The 17,949-nt window shown below is 72.5% G+C and carries 15 protein-coding genes and 1 pseudogene; 8 read left to right on the top strand and 8 right to left on the bottom strand.

The genetic code is table 11. The features are described from left to right. Positions 1-106 precede the first annotated feature (106 nt). Entirely contained in the window at positions 107-829 is a 723-nt protein-coding gene (locus ACFY16_RS14250; protein ID WP_390647393.1) for a 3'-5' exonuclease, read from the top strand. A 10-nt stretch (positions 830-839) separates the two neighbouring features. On the opposite strand, the gene ACFY16_RS14245 is transcribed toward ACFY16_RS14250, so the two are convergent. Further along, positions 840-1,331 (bottom strand): YbaK/EbsC family protein, encoded by a 492-nt coding sequence (locus ACFY16_RS14245; RefSeq protein WP_390647392.1) that lies wholly within the window; start codon positions 1,329-1,331, stop codon positions 840-842. Then, positions 1,301-2,368: a DMT family transporter gene (locus ACFY16_RS14240; RefSeq protein WP_390647391.1), complete on the bottom strand. Its 1,068-nt coding sequence runs from the start codon at positions 2,366-2,368 to the stop codon at positions 1,301-1,303. Before ACFY16_RS14240 ends, ACFY16_RS14245 begins: the two co-directional genes overlap by 31 nt. 94 nt (positions 2,369-2,462) lie before the next feature. Between ACFY16_RS14240 and ACFY16_RS14235 the strand changes: the two genes are divergently transcribed. Next, positions 2,463-3,398, top strand: coding sequence for a LysR family transcriptional regulator (locus tag ACFY16_RS14235; RefSeq protein ID WP_390647390.1), 936 nt, complete (start codon positions 2,463-2,465; stop codon positions 3,396-3,398). Between the two features lie 64 nt (positions 3,399-3,462). Here the strand turns inward: ACFY16_RS14235 and ACFY16_RS14230 are convergent, their stop codons facing one another. Beyond that, positions 3,463-4,326, bottom strand: a complete 864-nt coding sequence (locus tag ACFY16_RS14230) for a phosphotransferase enzyme family protein (protein WP_390647389.1) — start codon at positions 4,324-4,326, stop codon at positions 3,463-3,465. A gap of 484 nt (positions 4,327-4,810) precedes the next feature. Between ACFY16_RS14230 and ACFY16_RS14225 the strand changes: the two genes are divergently transcribed. Both ACFY16_RS14225 and mgt read left to right on the top strand, forming a co-directional pair. Further along, positions 4,811-6,043, top strand: a complete 1,233-nt coding sequence (locus ACFY16_RS14225) for an RNA-guided endonuclease InsQ/TnpB family protein (RefSeq protein ID WP_390647388.1) — start codon at positions 4,811-4,813, stop codon at positions 6,041-6,043. 25 nt (positions 6,044-6,068) lie between these two features. Then, positions 6,069-7,181, top strand: a pseudogene (gene mgt, locus ACFY16_RS14220) (macrolide-inactivating glycosyltransferase); the annotation flags it as partial. A 93-nt stretch (positions 7,182-7,274) separates the two neighbouring features. Here the strand turns inward: mgt and ACFY16_RS14215 are convergent. Continuing rightward, positions 7,275-9,521, bottom strand: coding sequence for an MMPL family transporter (locus ACFY16_RS14215; protein ID WP_390647387.1), 2,247 nt, complete (start codon positions 9,519-9,521; stop codon positions 7,275-7,277). Positions 9,522-9,836: 315 nt separating this feature from the next. On the opposite strand from ACFY16_RS14215, the gene ACFY16_RS14210 reads away from it, so the two are divergent. Continuing rightward, positions 9,837-10,379, top strand: coding sequence for a DUF1697 domain-containing protein (locus ACFY16_RS14210; protein ID WP_390647386.1), 543 nt, complete (start codon positions 9,837-9,839; stop codon positions 10,377-10,379). Here the strand turns inward: ACFY16_RS14210 and ACFY16_RS14205 are convergent. Continuing rightward, the gene (locus ACFY16_RS14205) at positions 10,354-11,226 is read right to left on the bottom strand and encodes a transglutaminase-like domain-containing protein (RefSeq protein ID WP_390647385.1); all 873 of its coding nucleotides are present in this window, start codon (positions 11,224-11,226) and stop codon (positions 10,354-10,356) included. The two genes, ACFY16_RS14210 and ACFY16_RS14205, sit on opposite strands and share 26 nt — an antisense overlap. 89 nt (positions 11,227-11,315) lie before the next feature. Here ACFY16_RS14205 and ACFY16_RS14200 point away from each other — a divergent pair, with 89 nt between their 5' ends. After that, positions 11,316-12,338 (top strand): ketopantoate reductase family protein, encoded by a 1,023-nt coding sequence (locus tag ACFY16_RS14200; protein WP_390647384.1) that lies wholly within the window; start codon positions 11,316-11,318, stop codon positions 12,336-12,338. Between the two features lie 25 nt (positions 12,339-12,363). Beyond that, on the top strand, positions 12,364-12,978 hold the full coding sequence (locus tag ACFY16_RS14195; protein ID WP_390647383.1) for a TIGR03086 family metal-binding protein: 615 nt from the start codon (positions 12,364-12,366) through the stop codon (positions 12,976-12,978). A 27-nt stretch (positions 12,979-13,005) separates the two neighbouring features. Here the strand turns inward: ACFY16_RS14195 and ACFY16_RS14190 are convergent, their stop codons facing one another. Next, a complete protein-coding gene (locus ACFY16_RS14190) occupies positions 13,006-14,994 on the bottom strand; it encodes a sensor histidine kinase (protein ID WP_390647382.1) in 1,989 nt (662 codons plus the stop codon). Further along, entirely contained in the window at positions 14,991-15,674 is a 684-nt protein-coding gene (locus ACFY16_RS14185; RefSeq protein ID WP_390647381.1) for a response regulator, read from the bottom strand. Before ACFY16_RS14185 ends, ACFY16_RS14190 begins: the two co-directional genes overlap by 4 nt. Positions 15,675-15,851: 177 nt before the next feature. Between ACFY16_RS14185 and ACFY16_RS14180 the strand changes: the two genes are divergently transcribed. Continuing rightward, entirely contained in the window at positions 15,852-16,256 is a 405-nt protein-coding gene (locus ACFY16_RS14180; RefSeq protein WP_390647380.1) for a hypothetical protein, read from the top strand. Positions 16,257-16,568: 312 nt separating this feature from the next. Here the strand turns inward: ACFY16_RS14180 and ACFY16_RS14175 are convergent, their stop codons facing one another. Continuing rightward, positions 16,569-17,903 carry an MFS transporter gene (locus tag ACFY16_RS14175; protein WP_390647379.1) on the bottom strand — a complete coding sequence of 445 codons (1,335 nt, stop codon included), beginning with the start codon at positions 17,901-17,903 and terminating at the stop codon, positions 16,569-16,571. Between the last annotated feature and the right edge of the window lie 46 nt (positions 17,904-17,949).

The following is a 17,949-nucleotide window of genomic DNA, read 5'->3' as shown; positions in this document are numbered from 1 at the left end:
TGTCCGTTCTTCTGGTGGCTGAGCGGAACGCGGTCCTCGGATTGTCAGTGGCGCATGCGATCGTGGAGACCACTGGGGGAAAGCACCACCGAGAAGGGGGGCCACCATGGCCTGGCACCGCGAGCTGCTGATCGGCTTCGACCTGGAGACGACGGGGACGGACCCGCGTGAGGCACGCATCGTCACGGGGGCCGTGATCGAGGTCAGGGGCGGGCAGCCCACAGGAAGCCGGGAGTGGCTGGCGGACCCGGGCGTGGAGATCCCGGCGGACGCGGTGGCGGTGCACGGCATCAGCAACGAGCGCGCGACCTCCGAGGGCAGACCGGCCGACCAGGTGGCGGACGCGATCGCGGACGTCCTCACCACGTACTGGAAGACGGGCGTCCCGGTCGTCGCCTACAACGCGGCCTTCGACCTGACCCTGCTCTCCGCCGAACTGCGCAGACACGGACTGCCGTCCCTGCGCGACCGCCTCGGTGGCCTCGACCCGGCCCCGGTGGTCGACCCGTACACCATCGACCGCTGGGCCGACCGCTACCGCCGCGGCAAGCGCAACCTCGAAGCGGTCTGCGCGGAGTACGGCGTGGTTCTCGACTCCGCCCACGACGCCTCCGCCGACGCCCTCGCCGCGGCCCGGCTGGCCTGCGCGATAGCCGAGCGCCATCCGAAGGTCGCGGCCCTCGGCCCGGCGGAGCTGCACCGCCGCCAGATCGAGTGGTACGCCGACTGGGCGGCGGACTTTCAGAGTTTCCTGCGCGGCAAGGGCGACGCGGACGCGGTCGTGGACGGGACATGGCCGCTGCGGGAGTTGGCGGACGACCGGATCTGAACCGGCCGGGTCAGGCCGGGCTCGCGATGCGCTCCACGCGCGGATTGGCGAGCCTGGCGTAGTCGGCGCCGGAGATGACCAGGGAACGGTCCAGCCGGGCGGCGTTGAAGTACAGCCGCCGCTGGGCGACGACGTCCGGGTCGGCGACGAGGTCGAGGCCGGGATCGAAGGCGAACGGCAGCACCGTTCCGGGAACGGAGCGGGCCAGCCGCTCGGCGGTCCCCGCGTCGCTGAAGCCGACGTACCGCGCCGCGAACAGCTGCCGCACGGCGTCCAGGTCCACGCGCCGGTCCCCGGGGACCACGGCGAGGACGTGCCGTGTGGTGCGCCGGTCCTCCTTGACCCTGAGGACGATGCACTTCGCGGCCTCGGACGCCGGGTGACCGCGCAGCGCACACACGGCGTCGGTGGCGCCCTCGGGCTCGTGGTCGATGAGGCGGTACTCGACGGAGGAGGTGTCGAGCAGGGAGATCAGCTGGTCGTAAGTGTCGTGCTCCGGCATGGGGAGTCCTCTTCGGTGCGGGATTCGGTGCGGGATTCGGTGCGGGATTCGGTGCGGGGTTCGGTGCCAGGCGCGGCGGTGGTGGCGGGGACGGGGGTGGTGGCGGGGGCGGCGGTGGTGGCGGGGACGGGGGTGGACGGTCTGCCCGGCCTCGCCGCGCGGTGGGCGCGCTCCACGGACTGCCCCCAGTAGGTGCCGGCGACCATCAGCGCCGCGCCGAGGCCGGTGAGGGGGCCGAAGTGTTCGCCGCCCAGGACGACGCCCACGGCCGCGGCCCACACGGGCTCCGTGCCCAGGAGCAGACTGGCCCGGCTGGCGGAGGTGCGCTGGACCGCCCAGGTCTGGGCGAGGAAGGCGAACACGCTGCAGAACAGCGCGAGATACACCAGCTGCGTCCAGGTCGCCGCGTCGGCCCGGACGAGGTCGGGCAGGCCGGTGGCGGCGGCCGACGGCAAGAACAGCGCCGTGCCGATCAAGGTCTGCAGCGCCGTCAGGTGCAGCGGTCGGACGGCCCGGCGCGCGGTGAGCCGGCCGACGAGCGCCACGTGCACCGCCCGCACACCGGCCGCCGCGAGCATCAGCAGATCGCCGAGGCGGGGCGCGTGGAAGCCGTTGCCGGACATCAGCAGCCCGACGGCCAGGACGCACACACCGGCGGCGGCGTAGAAGGAGGGAGGCAGCCCGCCCGGGTGACCGGAGCGGTCGAGCAGCGGGGTGAGGACGATGGTCAGGCTGATGATGAGGCCCGCGTTGGCGGCGCTGGTGTGGGCGACGCCGTACGTCTCCACCACCAGTACCGCGGCCTGGGTCACCCCCAGCGGCACGCCCACCCGGACCTCGTCGCGGGTCCACCGGCGCGGTCCGCGACGGGCGGCTCCCAGCACCCCCAGACAGGCGACGGCGGAGAGCGCGTACCGCGCGAACAGCACGGTCAGGACGGGCAACGCGGAGACGGCCGTCTGGGCGGACAGATAACTGGAACCCCAGACGAGCGCGACCAGGAGGAGTACCGCATCGGTACGGCGGGCGTCGGACACCCGTTCACCGTGCACCGGCGACGTCCCTGAAGCCCAGAACCAGTTTCTAAATTGATCTTTTAGCGTCCCTACACTGTGCTCTTACACTGCGGCAATGGACGAACGGCAGTTGCGGATCCTTCGGGAGCTGGGCGAACTGGGCAGCGTCACCGCGGTCGCCGAGGCGCTGCTGGTGACCCCGTCGGCGATCTCGCAGCAGCTGCGGCTGCTCCAGCGCTCGATGCCGGTGCCGCTCACCGAGCGCCACGGACGGCGCCTGGTGCTCACCGACGCCGGCCAGGCGTTGGCGGGCGCGGCCGTCGAGGTGGAGACCGCGCTGGCGCGGGCCCGGCACGCCGTGGCGGAGTTCGTCGGCCGACCGGACGGGGACGTGTCGGTGGCGGCGTTACACAGCGCGGGCGCGGCATTCTTCCCGCTGCTGCTGCGGGCCTGCGCCGGACCCGACGCGCCCGCGCTCGCGCTCGCCGACGCGGACGTACCGCAGGAGGACTTCCCCCGGCTGACCCGGGAGTACGACCTCGTGCTCGCGCACCGCCTCGACCACGCCCCGCCGTGGCCGCGCACGGTGACCGTGACCACGCTGCTGCGTGAGCCGCTCGACGTGGCGATGCCCGCCGGTCATCCCCTCGCCGCCAAACGGCGTGTGACCCCGCGGGACGTGGCCGACGAACCATGGATCACGGTGCACGAGGGGTTCCCCGTCCTGGCGACCGTCGAGGCGATCGCCGCCGCGGCCGGCCGCCGGCTCCGGCTCGCCCACCGCATCAACGAGTTCACGGTGGTGGCCGACGTCGTCGCCGCCGGGGGTGGCATCGCGCTCATGCCGCGCTGGACGATGCGCCCGCACCCGGCCCTGGTCCTGCGGCCGCTCAGCGGCGTCCAGGCCAGACGCCACATCGACGCCCTGTGCCGCCCCGAACGCACGGCCCGCACGGCGGTCCGCACGGTCCTCACCGAACTCCGCCGCGCCGCCCGCACGATCCAGGCCCGCGACGCGGAGACCTCCGTACCGGACACTCCCGATGCCTGACCGCCACATCCCTGCGGCGCCCGAACCGACGGCATGACCGGTACGACCGGTACGACCGGTACGGTCAGAACGGATACCACCGCACCGTCTCGTCCCCGTCCCGCAGCGACGCCACCCGGCGCCGGAACTCGGCCAGCGCCTTGGGGTTGCTCGGGGCGTGCTGGGCGACCCAGGCGCAGCTGGCGGTCTCGCGGGCACCGCGCAGCACCGAGCAGCCCGCCCACGCGCGCACGTCCCAGCCGTAGGCCTCGGTGAAGGAGTCGTACGCCTCGGCCGGAAGGCCGTAGCGGTCGCGGGAGAGGGCCATGACCACCAGGTCGTGCTCGCGCAGGTCGGCGGAGAAGGTCTCCAGATCGACCAGGACGGGGCCCTCGGGCCCGATGTGCACGTTGCGCGGCAGCGCGTCGCCGTGGATCGGGCCGGGCGGCAGATGCGGGGTGAGCGCCGCCGCGGACGTCGCGAAGCCGTCGCGGCGCTCGCGCAGGTACGCCGCGTCAGCCGGGTCGATCGCGTCACCGGCCAGCCGCAGCCAGCGCTCCACCCCGCCCAGCAGCTCGCGCGGCGGCAGGGCGAACGCGGGGGCGGGCAGGGCGTGGACGACCCGTAGCAGTTCGGCCAGATCGCGCGGCTCGGCGGGCCGTACCGGATCGGGCAGCCGGTGCCACACGGTCACCGGGTGCCCGTCCACGAGGAGGGCCTTGGATTCGGCCGCTCGTACCGCCGGGACGCCCGCCTCGGCGAGCCATGCCGCGATGTCCAGTTCGCGCCGCGCCCGGTCGAGGAGTTCCGCGTCGCGGCCCACCTTGACGACCAGGTCACCAGCGGCGAACACCGCGTTCTCGCCCAGGGCGAGGAGCCGTGCGTCCCCGGCCGGCCCTGGCGACACCCCCGCCGCGGCCAGTACCTCCCGGGCCCGTGCCTCGTCCATCGTCCGCCTCCGTGTCCGTACTCGCTGTTCCGATGTGCGGGCTCTCGCTGTCCTGGAAGACCGGCTCGTGCTGTTCCGATGTGTCGGCGCACTCGCCGTCGCGTTCCCGCCAATCGTCGGTCAGTGTCGCATCCGCACAGGTCGGACCGTGTGCGCGGTGTCTTGACGAGGCACCTGGTCTTCACCTCCTTCTTGCGAGGATGCCCCGGCGTTCACGCTGGGGTGGGGGTACCTCCCGCTTGCGGGGGAGGATCGCATCCCGGTGTTGCGGCGTGGAGCGCGGCCGTCTCTGACCGGTGGGCGCGGAGTGTCCGCAGGGTTGCCCGGGGCCGGGGAATGCGAACGCGTGTGCCGGTAGTCGCCGGTTGGAGTGGTGATCGCGCGATCGGGCTACGGGCGTGCGGCTGTCGTACGTACGGTCTCGTCACGAGGCGTCGGGGAGGCCGTGGGCTTTTGGTCCGGGGGTCGTGGAGGGGGTGAGGGTGTGGCGGGAGCGCAGGCGGTCGCGGACGAATCCGGGCACGCCCGGTGGACGTTCCGGCTGCGGGTGTCGTCCACCGCACTCGCCGCGCTGCTGGACGAGTGGGACCGGTGCCGGTGGGTGTGGAACGAGAGCGTGGCCAAGTCCAAGCAGGTCCACGCCCGGAACAAGACCCTGCCCGAAGGCGTCGGCAGGACGACGTGCGGTCCGGCACAGCTCGACAAGATGCTCACTGAGGCACGGGCCCGTACTCCGTGGCTGTGTGAAGGCAGTTCGGTGCCGCAGCAGCAGATCATCCGCGACTTCGGGAAGTCCAGGGCGAAGGCGCAGAAGGACATCCGCGAGCGCCTTCCTGCGCGGCAGCGGGCGGGGATGCCGAGGTGGAAGAAGAAGCGCGAGGCCCTGCCGAGCCTGAACTATACGAAGCGCGGGTTCCGTCTGAAGGAGGGTCGTCTGCACCTGGCCGGGGGCATCGTCCTGACGCCTGTGTGGTCCCGCGACCTGTCCGCCGAACCCTCCTCGGTGCGCGTGTACCGGGACAGTATCGGCCACTGGTACGCAAGCTTTGTCATCCCCGCCGAGGTCCAGCCGCTGCTGCAGACCGGCCGGGTCATCGGTGTCGACTGGGGCGTGAAGGAGACCGCGACCACCACGTCCGACGCCCACGACCTCCCCCATGCGCAGCACGGGAAGAAGGCCCAGGCCAGACTGTCGCGGTACGACCGCATGATGGCCCGCCGTAAACCTGCCAAGGGGCAGGCCGCAACGAAGGGCTACCGGGGGGCGAAGAAGTGGCGGGCGAAGACCTACGCGAAGATCGCCCGGCAGCGTCAGGACACGGGCCGCAAATGGGCCAAGCGCGTGGTCCGCGACCACGACGCCGTGGCGGTGGAAGACTTCCGGCCCAAGTTCCTCGCGAAGTCGACGATGGCCCGCAAGGCCGCTGACGCGGCGATCGGCGCCACCAAACGGGCGCTGACCGAGATGGCCCGCAAGCACGGCCGGATCGTGCACCTGGTGCACCCGGCCCACACCACGATGGACTGCGCGCACTGCGGAGCGAGAGCCAAGCACGCCCTGCCGCTGTCGGAACGAACGTATACCTGCACCGCGTGCGGAACCGTCTCCCCCAGAGACAAGAACTCCGCCCGCGTGATGCTCGTCCGGGCTGGTCTCAACCCGGCTGGCGCCGAAGGCGTAAGACCCCCGGGAGCGCCGCTCCCCGAGGCCGCCTGAGCCAGGAATCCCCCTCATTTATTGAGGGGGAGGATTCAACTACGCGATTCCGCCCGTGTTCGCGGACAAGGCCGCCGAGACCGGTGCCGAGGTGAAGCCCTGGCGCTCCGCGCTGCCCTCGCCCGACGACGACCTGTCGGCCTGGGGGGCCACGCTGCTGGACAACGTCGAGCCGTTCCTGGACAACGCGATCCAGGCGCTGCCCCAGCTGATCGACGCCTACGACGGGGACGAGCCCGACCTCGTCCTGCACGACATCACCTCCTACCCGGCCCGCGTCCTAGCCCACCGCTGGGGCGTGCCCGCGGTCTCCCTCTCGCCGAACCTGGTCGCCTGGGAGGGCTACGAGGAGGAGGTCGCCGAGCCGCTGTGGGCGGAACCCCGCAAGACCGAGCGCGGGCGGGCCTACTACGCCCGCTTCCAGGCCTGGCTGGAGGAGAACGGGATCACCCAGCACCCCGACCCGTTCGCCGGCCGCCCCGCCCGCTCCCTCGTGCTGATCCCCAAAGCCCTCCAGCCCCACGCGGACCGGGTCGACGAGCGCGTGTACACCTTCGTCGGCGCCTGCCTGGGCGACCGCGCCGCCCAGGGCGACTGGCGGCGGCCCGCGGGTGCCGAGAAGGTGGCGCTCGTGTCGCTCGGGTCGGCCTTCACCAAGCAGCCCGACTTCTACCGGGAGTGCGTACGGGCCTTCGGAGAGCTGCCCGGCTGGCACCTGGTGCTGCAGATCGGCAAGCACGTCGACCCGGCCGAACTGGGCGACGTACCCGCGAATGTCGAAGTGCGGTCCTGGGTCCCGCAGTTGGCGATCCTGAAGCAGGCCGACCTGTTCGTCACCCATGTGGGCGCGGGCGGCAGCCAGGAGGGACTGGCCACGGCCACGCCGATGATCGCCGTACCGCAGGCCGTCGACCAGTTCGGCAACGCGGACATGCTGCAGGCCCTCGGCGTGGCCCGTCAGGTCCCCACCGCGGAGGCCACCGCCGAAACCCTGCGCGCCGCCGCCCTGGCCCTGGTCGACGACCCGGACGTGGCCCGCCGGCTGAAGGACATCCAGGCGGAGATGGCGCAGGAAGGCGGCACGCCGCGGGCGGCCGATCTGATCGAGGCGGAACTCCCCGCACAGTGGCGCGCATGAGGATCGAGGCCGAACTCCCCGCACGGCAGCGCGCATGGGTGAGGGCCCGTTGGTTCCCGTCAGGGATACCAGCGGGCCCTCGGCCGCGCAGGATCAGACCTTCAGCGGCTCACCCTCGTCCGGCACCGCGGGAGCGGTCACGGCCTCCGGCGACTCGTCGTGTGTGAAGTCCGGCATCCGGTTCAGCCACTTCGGCAGGTACCAGTTGCGTTCGCCGAGCAGCGCCATCACCGCCGGGAGCAGCACACCCCGGATGACCGTCGCGTCGATCAGCACCGCGGCCGCGAGGCCGACACCCATCTGCTTCATCGACTGCATGGACAGCGTCCCGAAGATCGCGAACACGGCGACCATGATGACGGCGGCGCTGGTCACGACGCCGGCCGTGGTGACCACGCCGTGCTGGATCGCGTCGTTCGTCGTACGGCCGCGCAGCCGCGCCTCGCGGATCCGCGAGACCACGAACACGTGGTAGTCCATCGACAGGCCGAACAGGATCACGAAGAGGAACAGCGGCAGCCAGGTCACGATGGCTCCGACGCCCTCCGCGCCCACCAGCGAGGCGCCCCAGCCGTGCTGGAAGACGGCCACGAGGATGCCGTACGCCGCGCCCACCGACAGCAGGTTCAGCGCGATCGACGTGATCGCGACGGTCAGCGAGCGGAACGACAGCAGCATCAGCAGGAAGGCGAAGACCACGACGAACGCGAAGACCGGGACGACGGAGCCGACCAGCTGGTCGTTGAAGTCGTGGTTGCCCGCGACCTGCCCGGTGATCGGCGCCTGGACGCCGTCCACCTTGCCGAGCGTGGCGGGCCGCACCTCGTCGCGCAGCTTCTCCAGGCTCGCACTCGCCTTGTCCTGGTCGGAGCCGCCGACCAGCGGGACGTAGACGAAGGCGACGTTCTGCGCGTCGTGCAGCTTGATCTCGACCGGGCCGCGCGAGGCGCCCGAGCTGATCGCCCGCTCCTTGAACCGCGCGAGCGCGCTCGCCACCTCGGGGGCGTTGATGTCCCGCGCTTTGACGACGACCTCGGCCGGCTCGGAGCCGCCGGGGAAGGCGTCGTTGACGCGGTTGTACGTCTGCACGATGGACAGCGAGTCGCCGAACTCCTGGTCCAGCGTGAGGTTCTGGGTCTTCATGCCGACCGCCGGAGCCGCGATCGCCAGCAGCGCGCCGGTCGCGACCACGACGGAGACGACGGGCTTGGCCAGCACGCGCCGCAGCACCGCCGTCCAGACACGGCTTCCCTGGTTCGCCGCCCGTCGGCGCCGGCCCAGGAACGGTATCCGGCCCTTCTCGACCCGCTCGCCCAGCAGCGACAGCAGCGCGGGCAGCACGGTCACCGAACCGACCATGGCGACCGCCACGACCATCAGTGAGGCCAGGCCCATCGCCTCGAACCCGGCGAGCCCGGTGAACAGCATGCCCGCCATCGCCACGCACACCGTGACTCCGGAGACCACGATCGCCCGGCCGCTGGTCGCGGCGGCGATCCGCAGGGCCGTCTGCGCGTCCCGGCCGGCCTCGCGCTCCTCGCGCTCCCGGCGCAGGTAGAACAGGCAGTAGTCGACGCCGACGGCCAGACCGACCAGCAGCATCACGGAGTTGGCGGTGTCGCTCATCGCCATCACATGGCTGACGACACCCATCAGGCCCATCGTCGCCATGATCGCGGTGATCGCCAGGGCCACCGGCAGCAGCGCGGCGACCAGCGCACCGAAGGCGATGAGCAGAATGCCGAGGGCCACCGGCACCGCGGAGTACTCGGCCTTCTGGAAGTCGTCCCCGAACGCGTCGCTGAACGTCTTGTTCATGCTGGCGCCGCCGATCTCCTCGATCCGCAGCGACGCATGATCCCTGCCGACGCCCTCGACGGCCTTCAGGACGGGCTCCACCCTGTCCTTGGCGGTCTCGGAGTCGCCGCGCATGTCGAACTGCACCAGCGCGCTGCGGCCGTCCTTCGAGATCGTCCGCGTGTCGTACGGCGAGGTCACGTCCGTCACCTTGTCGGTCGCCTCGACGGCCCTGACGACGTCGGCGACCGCCGCCCGGAACTCGGCGTCCGTGGCCTTGACGCCACCGTCCTTGCCCTGGATCAGGACCGTCTCACCGGCCGGTTCCTGGATACCCGCGTCGTCGATGATCCTGGCGGCGGTGTGCGTCTCGCCCTTCAGTTGGTCGTTCTCGTCGACGTCGACCCGGCCCGCGGCCGAGCCGAGCCCCATCGCCAGGACGACGAACAGGACCCAGATCCCGACGGCCGCCCATCGGTGCCGGGCGCTCCAGCCGCCGGCCCGGGCGGCGAGACCCCGCACCCGTGAATCTCCGTTCCCCATGACGGGCTTGCCCCCTTGTGTGCGGTGACAGCCCCCTGCCGCCACCTTTCGCTTCGAAGGTATGGGCCGGATAAAGGCAATTCGTCGTACTGTCCGGTGAGGTCGGGTGGGCCCGACTCATCCCCTCGGACCGCGCCGTCTCCGTATCGGGGAGGACGGTGGCCCCTTACACGTAGCCGGTCTCTCCGGGATGCGGATCAGGGACGCAAGGTTGTGCTGCAGGCTGACCAGTGAGTAACTTACGTTCCCCGGCCGGGCCTGAGCGGCCGTCGTGCCCGCCCCCACGGGGCACGACGGCCGCTCTAAGGTGTGCGGATGACGACGTATGCGGCGCTGCTGCGCGGAATCAACGTGGGCGGCAGCAAGAGGGTCCCGATGGCCGATCTCCGCACCCTCATGGAGAGCCTCGGCTACGACGGCGTCCGCACCCATCTGCAGAGCGGCCAGGCCGTGTTCACCCCCGGCCGCGGCGACGAGGAGTCCCTTGCCGCCGAGCTCGCGCAGGCGATCGAGAAGCACTTCGGCTTCCGCGTCGACGTCATCGTGCGCGACCACGCCTACCTGAAGGCGGTCGCCGACGCCTGCCCGTTCCCGGCCGCCGAACTGGAGGCCAGGCAGCTCCACGTCACGTACTTCTCCGAGCCGGTCGACGCGGAGCGCTTCACCGGGATCGACCGGGCCGCGTACCTCCCCGAGGAGTTCCGCCTCGGCGACCGGGCCCTGTATCTGTACGCCCCTGACGGCCTGGGCCGCTCCAAGCTGGCCGAGCAGCTGTCCAAGCCGCGGATCACCAAGGGCCTGATCGCCACCTCGCGCAACTGGAACACCGTCGTCAAGCTGGTGGAGCTGACAGGCTGACCGTCCGCAGGCCGAGATACCCGGTGCGCGAGATGTACGACTGGATCTCCTGCGGCACGGTGAGGCGCGGATCGGCGTACAGCCGACGGAAGTCGTCGTCCGTGCGGGCCGCGGCGATCTCGTCCAGGAGGGCGAGGTCCTCGTCCATGAGCTCGGCGTCGGCGTGGATCTCCCGGCCCCAGAAGTCCCAGGGCAGCAGCTCCACACGGTTGACCGCGGCCAGGTCCAACCGCACGTTGCTGCCGATGTACCACAGTCCGTCGAAGCCGTCGTAGCCCCAGACCCCGAAGGTCTTCGCATCGGCCTTCCCCGCCCGGCACGCCCGCCAGGCGTCCCCGGCCACCAGGAACCGGTCCCGCGGCACGTCCAGCGGGTCGAAGGGGATCTCGTACGACGGATGCAGCACCTGCGCGTCGGCCAGCCGCCGACTTCCGTCCGGCAGGCGGTACTCGGTGACCCAGTGGTCGTCGTGGTATCCCTCCGTGAAGTAGTCGGCGAAGCCGCACCGGATCCGGGCGGGCGTACCGGTGGCCCGCAGCAGACCGCACAGCAGCAGGGAGAAGTCCCGGCACGTCCCCGCGAACCGCTCGTCGTACGCCCGCTCTTCGGTGAGCGGGCCGTCCCCGCGCTCGCGCAGGATCCGCAGCAGCTCCCCGACGTACCGGGAATCGGGGTCGTCGTGCTGCCGGTCCTCGGGGATCGGATGGCCGAGACGTCCGCTCTCGGCCCGATGGATGATCAAATTCCTTACCAGCTGGGCGAGTTGACCAGGGTCACGCGGGAGCCCGCTGACGTCCAGGTCCCCCGGATCGCTGTACGCCGTCTGCTCCAGATAGATGTCGTCCATGCCGCCGACGCTCCGCCTTGCCCCAGGGGCAAGGTCAACCGGCGCAGCCGGCTTGATGGAGTCGCACACGACTGTGCGAGGGTCGTCCCATGCGCTACATCATGATCGGAGCAGGGGCCGTCGGCGGTGTCGTCGGCGGACGGCTGGCGGGGGCGGGGCACGAGGTCGTGCTGGTCGCGCGGGGCGCGCACCACACGGCGCTCAGGGACGGCGGGCTGCGGCTGCGGGTGCCGGAGGGCGAGCTGACGTACCGGCTGCCCGTGGTCGACGGGCCGGGCCCGCTCGGCGAACTCCGCGCCGACGACGTGCTGGTCCTGGCCGTCAAGACCCAGGACAGCGAGGCGGCACTCCAGACCTGGGGCCCGGTTCCGGTCGCCGGTGGCGGTACGGCCGCCGAGCGACTGCCGCTGGTGTGCGCGCAGAACGGCGTGGAGAGCCAGCGCCTCGCCCTGCGTCGCTTCCGACGGGTGTACGGCGTCTGCGTCTGGCTGCCGTCCACGTACGTCGAGCCCGGCGTCGTCTCCGCCGCCGGCAGCCCCCTGACCGGCATCCTGCACCTCGGCCGCTACCCGCACGGCACCGACGCCACCGCCCGGGCGATCGCCGCCGACCTGGAGAAGTCGGGCTTCGAGGCGCCGCTCCCGCCGGACGTACGGCGCTGGCAGTACGCCAAACTGCTGAGCAACCTCGGCAACGCCATCGAGGCCGTCAGCGGACCCGTGGACAGCGAGGAGGCCGAGGCCCTGTTCGCGAGGGTGCGCGCCGAGGGCGAGGCGGTGCTCGACGCCGCCGGCATCGCGTACGCCGGCCTCGAGGAGCAGCGGGAGGCCCGTGGCGACAAGGTGACCCTGGTGCCGCTGGACGGCGCCCCGCGCGGTGGGGGCTCCTCCTGGCAGTCCCTCGTCCGTGGCACCGGCACCATCGAGGCCGACCACCTCAACGGCGAGATCGTGCTCCTCGGCCGGCTGCACGGCGTACCGACTCCGCTGAACGAGCTGCTCCAGCGCCTGGCCAACCGGTTCGCGCGGGAGCGGCGGGCCGCCGGTTCGATGCCGGTCGGCGAGCTCGTGCGGCTGGCGGACGACGCTGTCGCGTTTGTTCAAGAGGCCTGAGCGCGGTCTGTCTAGCGTGAGGTGCATGACGTACGACGACCTGCACCCGTACCTGACCGAATGTGCCGCCGAGGCGGCACGCGTCGCGCGCGGCGTCCCGGCCGACCGGCTCACCGACCCGACCCACTGCCCCGACTGGGATGTCCGTGCCCTGGTCAACCACTGGGTCCTCTACACCTCTCACGGTCTCGAGCACCGCGCCCTGCGCAAGCAGCTCCCCGAGGAGCTCACCGCGCGCGACTTCACCGCCGAGCCCGACTGGGCCGAGGCGTACGCCGCCCAGCTGGACCGTGCCGTCGCCGCCTGGGCGGACCCGGCGGTGTGGGAGGGCGAGGTCGACCTGGGGATGGCGCAGATGCCAGCCGTCGAGATCGCCTCGATGATCATCAAGGAGACGGCGGTGCACGGCTGGGACGTCGCCACCGCCACCGGCCAGGAGTTCCACGTCTCGGACGGCGCCGCCCGGCTCGTCCTAGACGTGGTCGAGAAGCACGGCGACCTCTACCGGCGGTACGACGGCTTCGCCGACCCGGTGCCCGTGCCGGAGGACGCTCCCGTGTTCGAGCGGGCCCTGGCGGCCAGCGGACGGGACCCGCGTCGGCGCGCCCGCGCGCGGACCCGCACGGGAGGGCTGTCCTAGCGGGGCCGCGTGGGACGGCGGGACCGGTCAGACGGGGATCGTCAGGGGCAGGTCGGCGGTCACCGTCCCGCCCTCCGGCGTCGCCCGCAGGGTGAGCGTGCCCCCGATCTGCTCGACGCGTTCGTGCATGGAGCGGATGCCCACGCCGTGCGTCCACGGCGCGGTGTGGCGGCCGGTGTCCGTGACCGTCACACGCAGGGACGCGGTGTCGGTCAGCTCCAGCGTGAGCGTGGCGGTCGCTGCGCCGGAGTGCCGGGCGACGTTGGTCACCGCCTCCACCGCCACCCGGTACGCGGCGACCTCGACGGCCGCCGGCAGCGGAGGCAGCACCTCAGGCGCGTCGACCGCAACCCGGAGAAGGCGGCCGTCAGGCGCTCGCAGCGGCGCGATGCGCTGGCGTACGGCGTCGACGAGGCCGAGTTCGTCGAGCGCCCCGGGACGCAGGCCGTAGACGATCCGGCGGATCTCGGTGATCGCGTCGCCGACGTCGGCGCGCAGCCCGCGCAGCATCTCCACGGCACGCTCCGGGTCTCCGTCGACAAGGTTGACGGCCGCGTCGGCGGTGTAGGCGATGCCGGTGAGGGTAGGGCCGAGACCGTCGTGCAGATCGCGGCGCATCCGACGACGCTCCTCCTCCAGTACGGTCACCACCCGGCCGCGGGACACCCGCAACTGCTCGCTCAGCCGCGCCGCGTGCAGTGCCTGGGCCAGCGGCGCCACCACCAGGCCGACCACCGCCGCGGCGGCCCGGGGCAGCCGCAGGTGCCCGGGCGGAAGCCAGACCACGAGGTCGCCGACGTGCTCGCCACCCGCCCGCAGCGCGGTGAGCGTGGTGTGACCGTCGTCCGCGTTCCCGACGGTCCCCGCCGTGGCGATGGTCGTGCCGTCCTGGCGCAGGGCGATCCCCGGCACCCCCAGCGTGGCGCGCAGGGTGTGCAGCCACAGCGGCGGCGGCGCCCCGGCGGTGAGGTCCGTGCCCAGCCGGGTCAGCGTCTCGACCGGGTCGGCCGACCTGCCGAACAGCATCTCGTCCATGCTCGCCTCGACCCGCAGCCGTACGGGCTGGTACCCGGCCGCGATCACGGCCGCCAGCAGCGCGGGCAGCCCCTTGCCCGGCCGGGTGCCCAGCACCAGTTCCCACAGCGCCGCGACCCCCTCGTACACCGATGCGCTCAGCGCGAGCATGACGATGAGGACGGCGGCGCCGCGCATCACGGCCCGGACGTCGGCCCGGTGCGGCGCGACCAGCGCCACCGTGATCGACAGCGGGAGGAGCAGCGACAGCGCACCCATGGCGACGACCGTGGCGACGGGCCCCATCGGTACGGAGTTCTCCGCCGCGAAGAGCAGCATCCCGCCCAGAGTCGTCGCGGCGCCGCCCAGCACCAGCCACAGCACACGCCGCCGGTCGTCGCCGGCGGTCACCTCGAACAGCACCCAGGTCCCGGCGCACATCGCGGTCCCGGCGGCGATGGCCGCCGTGACCAGCGCGGCCTGGCCACCCCACACAGACGCCGCCGCGCAGCCCGCCCCGGTGACGACGACGGCCGCTTCCGCCCAGCGCAGCAGCCGGGAGGCAGGCCGTACCTCGACGACGCGGAGGGCGGCCAGCGGCACGGTGACGGTGGAGGCGAGCACGGCCAGCGCCACGGCGAACGCGTGGGCCCCGGCGGCGAGTACGAGCGGCGCGCCCAGCAGGGCCGCGGCGGAACCGGCCAGGAAGCGGGAGGCGGCCGGGTCCCCGCGCCGGCCGTCCGCCGGACGGCACGACCGCCGGGCGGTCACGGTGCCGGACGACTGCCGGGCGGTCACGGTGCCGGACGACTGCCGGGCGGTCACGGTGCCGGACGACAGTGCCAGGCCGCCGCCGGTCATCACCGACCAGATCACCCACTGGTCGGACGGCGACGGCGGGGCGAACCACAGGGACGCGCAGGCCGACACGGCGAGCAGTGCGAGACCGGTCCACAGGGCGAGACCGGCCCACAGGGCGACCGGACGACGGCGCCCGTTCACGTGCCGTCGGCGGCCGGTGCGGTGCCGCCGCCCAGACCCTGCTGCCGGGCCAGGATGACGGCCTCGGTCCGCCCGTTCACCCGCAGCTTGGTGAAGATGACGGACAGGTGGTTCGCGACGGTCTTGGCGGCCAGGGCCAGTTCGGCCGCGACCCTTGAATTGCTGTGTCCCCGCGCGACCAGGTCCAGCACCTCACGCTCCCGGGCTGTCAACTCGGGGAAGGGCGGGGCTGGTTCGGGCGTCGGGTCCAGGCGTCCGAGCAGCCTCGCCGCGGCACCGGGGCCCATGACGAACTGCCCCGCCGCCACCGAGCGCAGGGTGGTGAGGATCTCCTCCTGCTCCGCTCCCTTGAGCAGATAGCCGCGGGCGCCGGCCCGCATCGCGGACACCACCGTCGCGTCGTCCTCGAACATCGTCACCACGAGCACCGCCACGTCGGGCAGCAGCGTGGCCAGCCGCCGGGTCGCCTCGACCCCGTCCATGGCCGGCATCTGGATGTCCATCACGACGACGTCCGGTCGGCTCAACTGGGCCTCACGCAGCGCCTCTTCTCCGGTGGCCGCCTCCGCGACCACCTCCACGCCGTCCAGTGAACCCAGCAGGGCGCTCATGCCCCGTCGCACAACGGGATGGTCGTCGGCGATGAGGACCCGGATCGGGCGGGTGGCGGGGGAAGTCATGTCCCGATGATGGCCGAGTTCCGTCGGTGCGGGCAGGGCGCGGGTTCCCCCCGGCCCGGGAACTCCTCCCGGGTGAACAGGACGAACAGGCGATGCGCGGCGCGGGGTGTCTCCCCGATGCTCGGTTCACCGGGTCGCCGCGGCGGCGGCCCTCAAGTCCCGTACGGGGGAACCGACATGAGTGCGAAGGAAGCGGTGAGCTCGCTCACCCGCAAGAACAAGGTGGGTTTGGCGCTCGCCGGGGTGCTCGGGCTGCTCGACACGGCGAACTTCCTCGACATCCCGGCGGGCGACTCGGACGCCGCGGGGCCGCCGGCTGCCGTACTGGTCGCCGACGGTGTCCTCGGCCTGATCACGGTGGTCGCCGTCCTCTACGCCTGGCGCACCGCCAACCGGACCGGCTCCCGCGTCGTCGCGGGCTCCCGGATCCTCTCGGCGATCACCGCCCTCCCCGCGCTGTTCGTCAGCGGGGTCCCGGCGTGGGTGGTGGCCTTGGTCGCGGTCTTCGTGGTCCTCACCGTCGTCGTCACCGCTCTGGTCCTGTCGCGGCCGGCACCGGCACCGGACGTTGTCACGACATGACGCGGTGACGCGTGGCGCCCTGACGCCCTGACGCCCTGACGCGATGACGCGATGACGCGATGACGCGATGACGCGATCACGCGATGACGCCCTGACGCGATGGCGGCGGGACGACGGGACGACGGGACGATCACGTGACGCGCTCGGCTCCGGCATCCGGGACCACGGGGGAGTGGCGGATGCCGGAGCCGGGCCGGTCCCGGCATCCGCGGCGGAAGGGGAGCCGTAGCGGAGAAGGAGCCGGAGCCCGCGGCAGAAGGAGCTGTAGGAGTCGTAGGAGCTGTAGAAGTCGTAGGGCGTCCGGGGAACTCGTCAGGTGGTCTCGCCCCGCCAGTCCCCGTCGCGCTGGGCCCACCGCACCGCCGGAGCCACCGCCACGCCCACCACCGCGAACAGCACGCCCAGGACCGCCCACCCCGCAGTGCCGTGCTGGATCGCGGTCACCGTCACCAGCGCCGGGCCCGCCATCATGCCGGCGGACATGCCCGCGCCGAAGACGCCCTGGTACACGCCGTGGGCGCGGGCGTCGGCGAGTGCGTAGCCGAGGGTCCAGCCGCCGGACGCGGACAGCACCTCGGCGAAGACCTGTACCACCGCGCCGGCGGTCAGCGCGAGCACCGCCCACACGGGGGAGAGGCCCGCGGAGAGCGCGTACACCGCGCAGGCCGCCGCGAGCAGCAGCCCCGCCCAGCCCATCGCCCGTACCGCGCTGTGGACTTGGGAGGCGCGGCGGGCCACCCGCACCTGGAGCAGCGCCACCAGCACACAGTTCACGATCATCAGCAGCGCGGCCGTCCAGCGGGGCGCCTCGGTCCGCTCCACGATCCACAGTGGCAGACCGACCTCGGAGAGCGTGTACTGCACGACCAGCACGGAGTTCAGCACGGTCACCGCCAGGAACGGCAGGTCCCGCACCGCGCGCCAGCGGTCGGCCGCCGGAGCGTCGGCCGCGACCGGCGCGCGGTCGATCGCGTGCGCGGCCAACGGCAGCCGTCGAACCATCAGCGCGGGCACCGCGAACGACAGCGCGTTCACCAGAATGACCGTCATGTACGCGCCGCGCGTGTCGAGTTGGAGGGCGATCGCTCCGAACACGCCGCCCACGCCCATACCCACGTTCGTGACCATCCGAAGGTACGCCCGTGCCTCCACCCGGGTCGCCGCGGGCAGCACGTCCGCGTACAGCGCGCCCTGCACGCCACGGCTCGCCATCTGCAGCCCGGTCGCGCAGACCACCGCGAGGACGAAACCGACGTACGAATGCACCAGGACGTAGGCGGCCGTTGCGAATCCGGTGCCGCCCCACAGCAGCGATCCCACGCGCCGGGCGCCCCACCTGTCGGCGGCCCGTCCGGCGGGAATCCCGGCCGCCACGCCGACCAGCCCCGCGACGGTCATGCCGAGCCCGACCGAGGTCGCGTCCAGACCGACGATGCGCGTGAAGTACAGGACACCGAGCGGGAAGTAGAGGCCGTTGCCGAGGGAGTTGAAGGCGGTCAGCACCGTGGCCCGGCGCAGGACGGGGTCGGCGGGCAGCAGCCCGGCAGCTCGGGTGGCCGACGTCGGCGCCGTACCGGCCGAACTGCCGGAGGGCGGGGAGTCGGACGCCGGTTCGGAGGCCGATTCGGAGGTCGGTGTCGTGGTCATGAGGACAGCCAACCCGGCCGCTTGTCCGCGCCGACAATGATTTAGC

Origin of the sequence: Streptomyces sp. NPDC001315, from assembly GCF_042896175.1 — a bacterium.
GTDB lineage: Bacteria > Actinomycetota > Actinomycetes > Streptomycetales > Streptomycetaceae > Streptomyces.
This window is presented reverse-complemented; position numbering and strand designations above follow the sequence as displayed.

What these genes read in the sequence shown, in the direction of transcription:
- ACFY16_RS14250 (WP_390647393.1), top strand. Translation starts at nt 107, where the DNA reads ATGGCCTGGCACCGCGAGCTGCTGATCGGCTTCGACCTGGAGACGACG.
- ACFY16_RS14245 (WP_390647392.1), bottom strand. Translation starts at nt 1,331, where the DNA reads ATGCCGGAGCACGACACTTACGACCAGCTGATCTCCCTGCTCGACACC.
- ACFY16_RS14235 (WP_390647390.1), top strand. Translation starts at nt 2,463, where the DNA reads ATGGACGAACGGCAGTTGCGGATCCTTCGGGAGCTGGGCGAACTGGGC.
- ACFY16_RS14230 (WP_390647389.1), bottom strand. Translation starts at nt 4,326, where the DNA reads ATGGACGAGGCACGGGCCCGGGAGGTACTGGCCGCGGCGGGGGTGTCG.
- ACFY16_RS14215 (WP_390647387.1), bottom strand. Translation starts at nt 9,521, where the DNA reads ATGGGGAACGGAGATTCACGGGTGCGGGGTCTCGCCGCCCGGGCCGGC.
- ACFY16_RS14210 (WP_390647386.1), top strand. Translation starts at nt 9,837, where the DNA reads ATGACGACGTATGCGGCGCTGCTGCGCGGAATCAACGTGGGCGGCAGC.
- ACFY16_RS14205 (WP_390647385.1), bottom strand. Translation starts at nt 11,226, where the DNA reads ATGGACGACATCTATCTGGAGCAGACGGCGTACAGCGATCCGGGGGAC.
- ACFY16_RS14200 (WP_390647384.1), top strand. Translation starts at nt 11,316, where the DNA reads ATGCGCTACATCATGATCGGAGCAGGGGCCGTCGGCGGTGTCGTCGGC.
- ACFY16_RS14195 (WP_390647383.1), top strand. Translation starts at nt 12,364, where the DNA reads ATGACGTACGACGACCTGCACCCGTACCTGACCGAATGTGCCGCCGAG.
- ACFY16_RS14185 (WP_390647381.1), bottom strand. Translation starts at nt 15,674, where the DNA reads ATGACTTCCCCCGCCACCCGCCCGATCCGGGTCCTCATCGCCGACGAC.
- ACFY16_RS14180 (WP_390647380.1), top strand. Translation starts at nt 15,852, where the DNA reads ATGAGTGCGAAGGAAGCGGTGAGCTCGCTCACCCGCAAGAACAAGGTG.
- ACFY16_RS14175 (WP_390647379.1), bottom strand. Translation starts at nt 17,903, where the DNA reads ATGACCACGACACCGACCTCCGAATCGGCCTCCGAACCGGCGTCCGAC.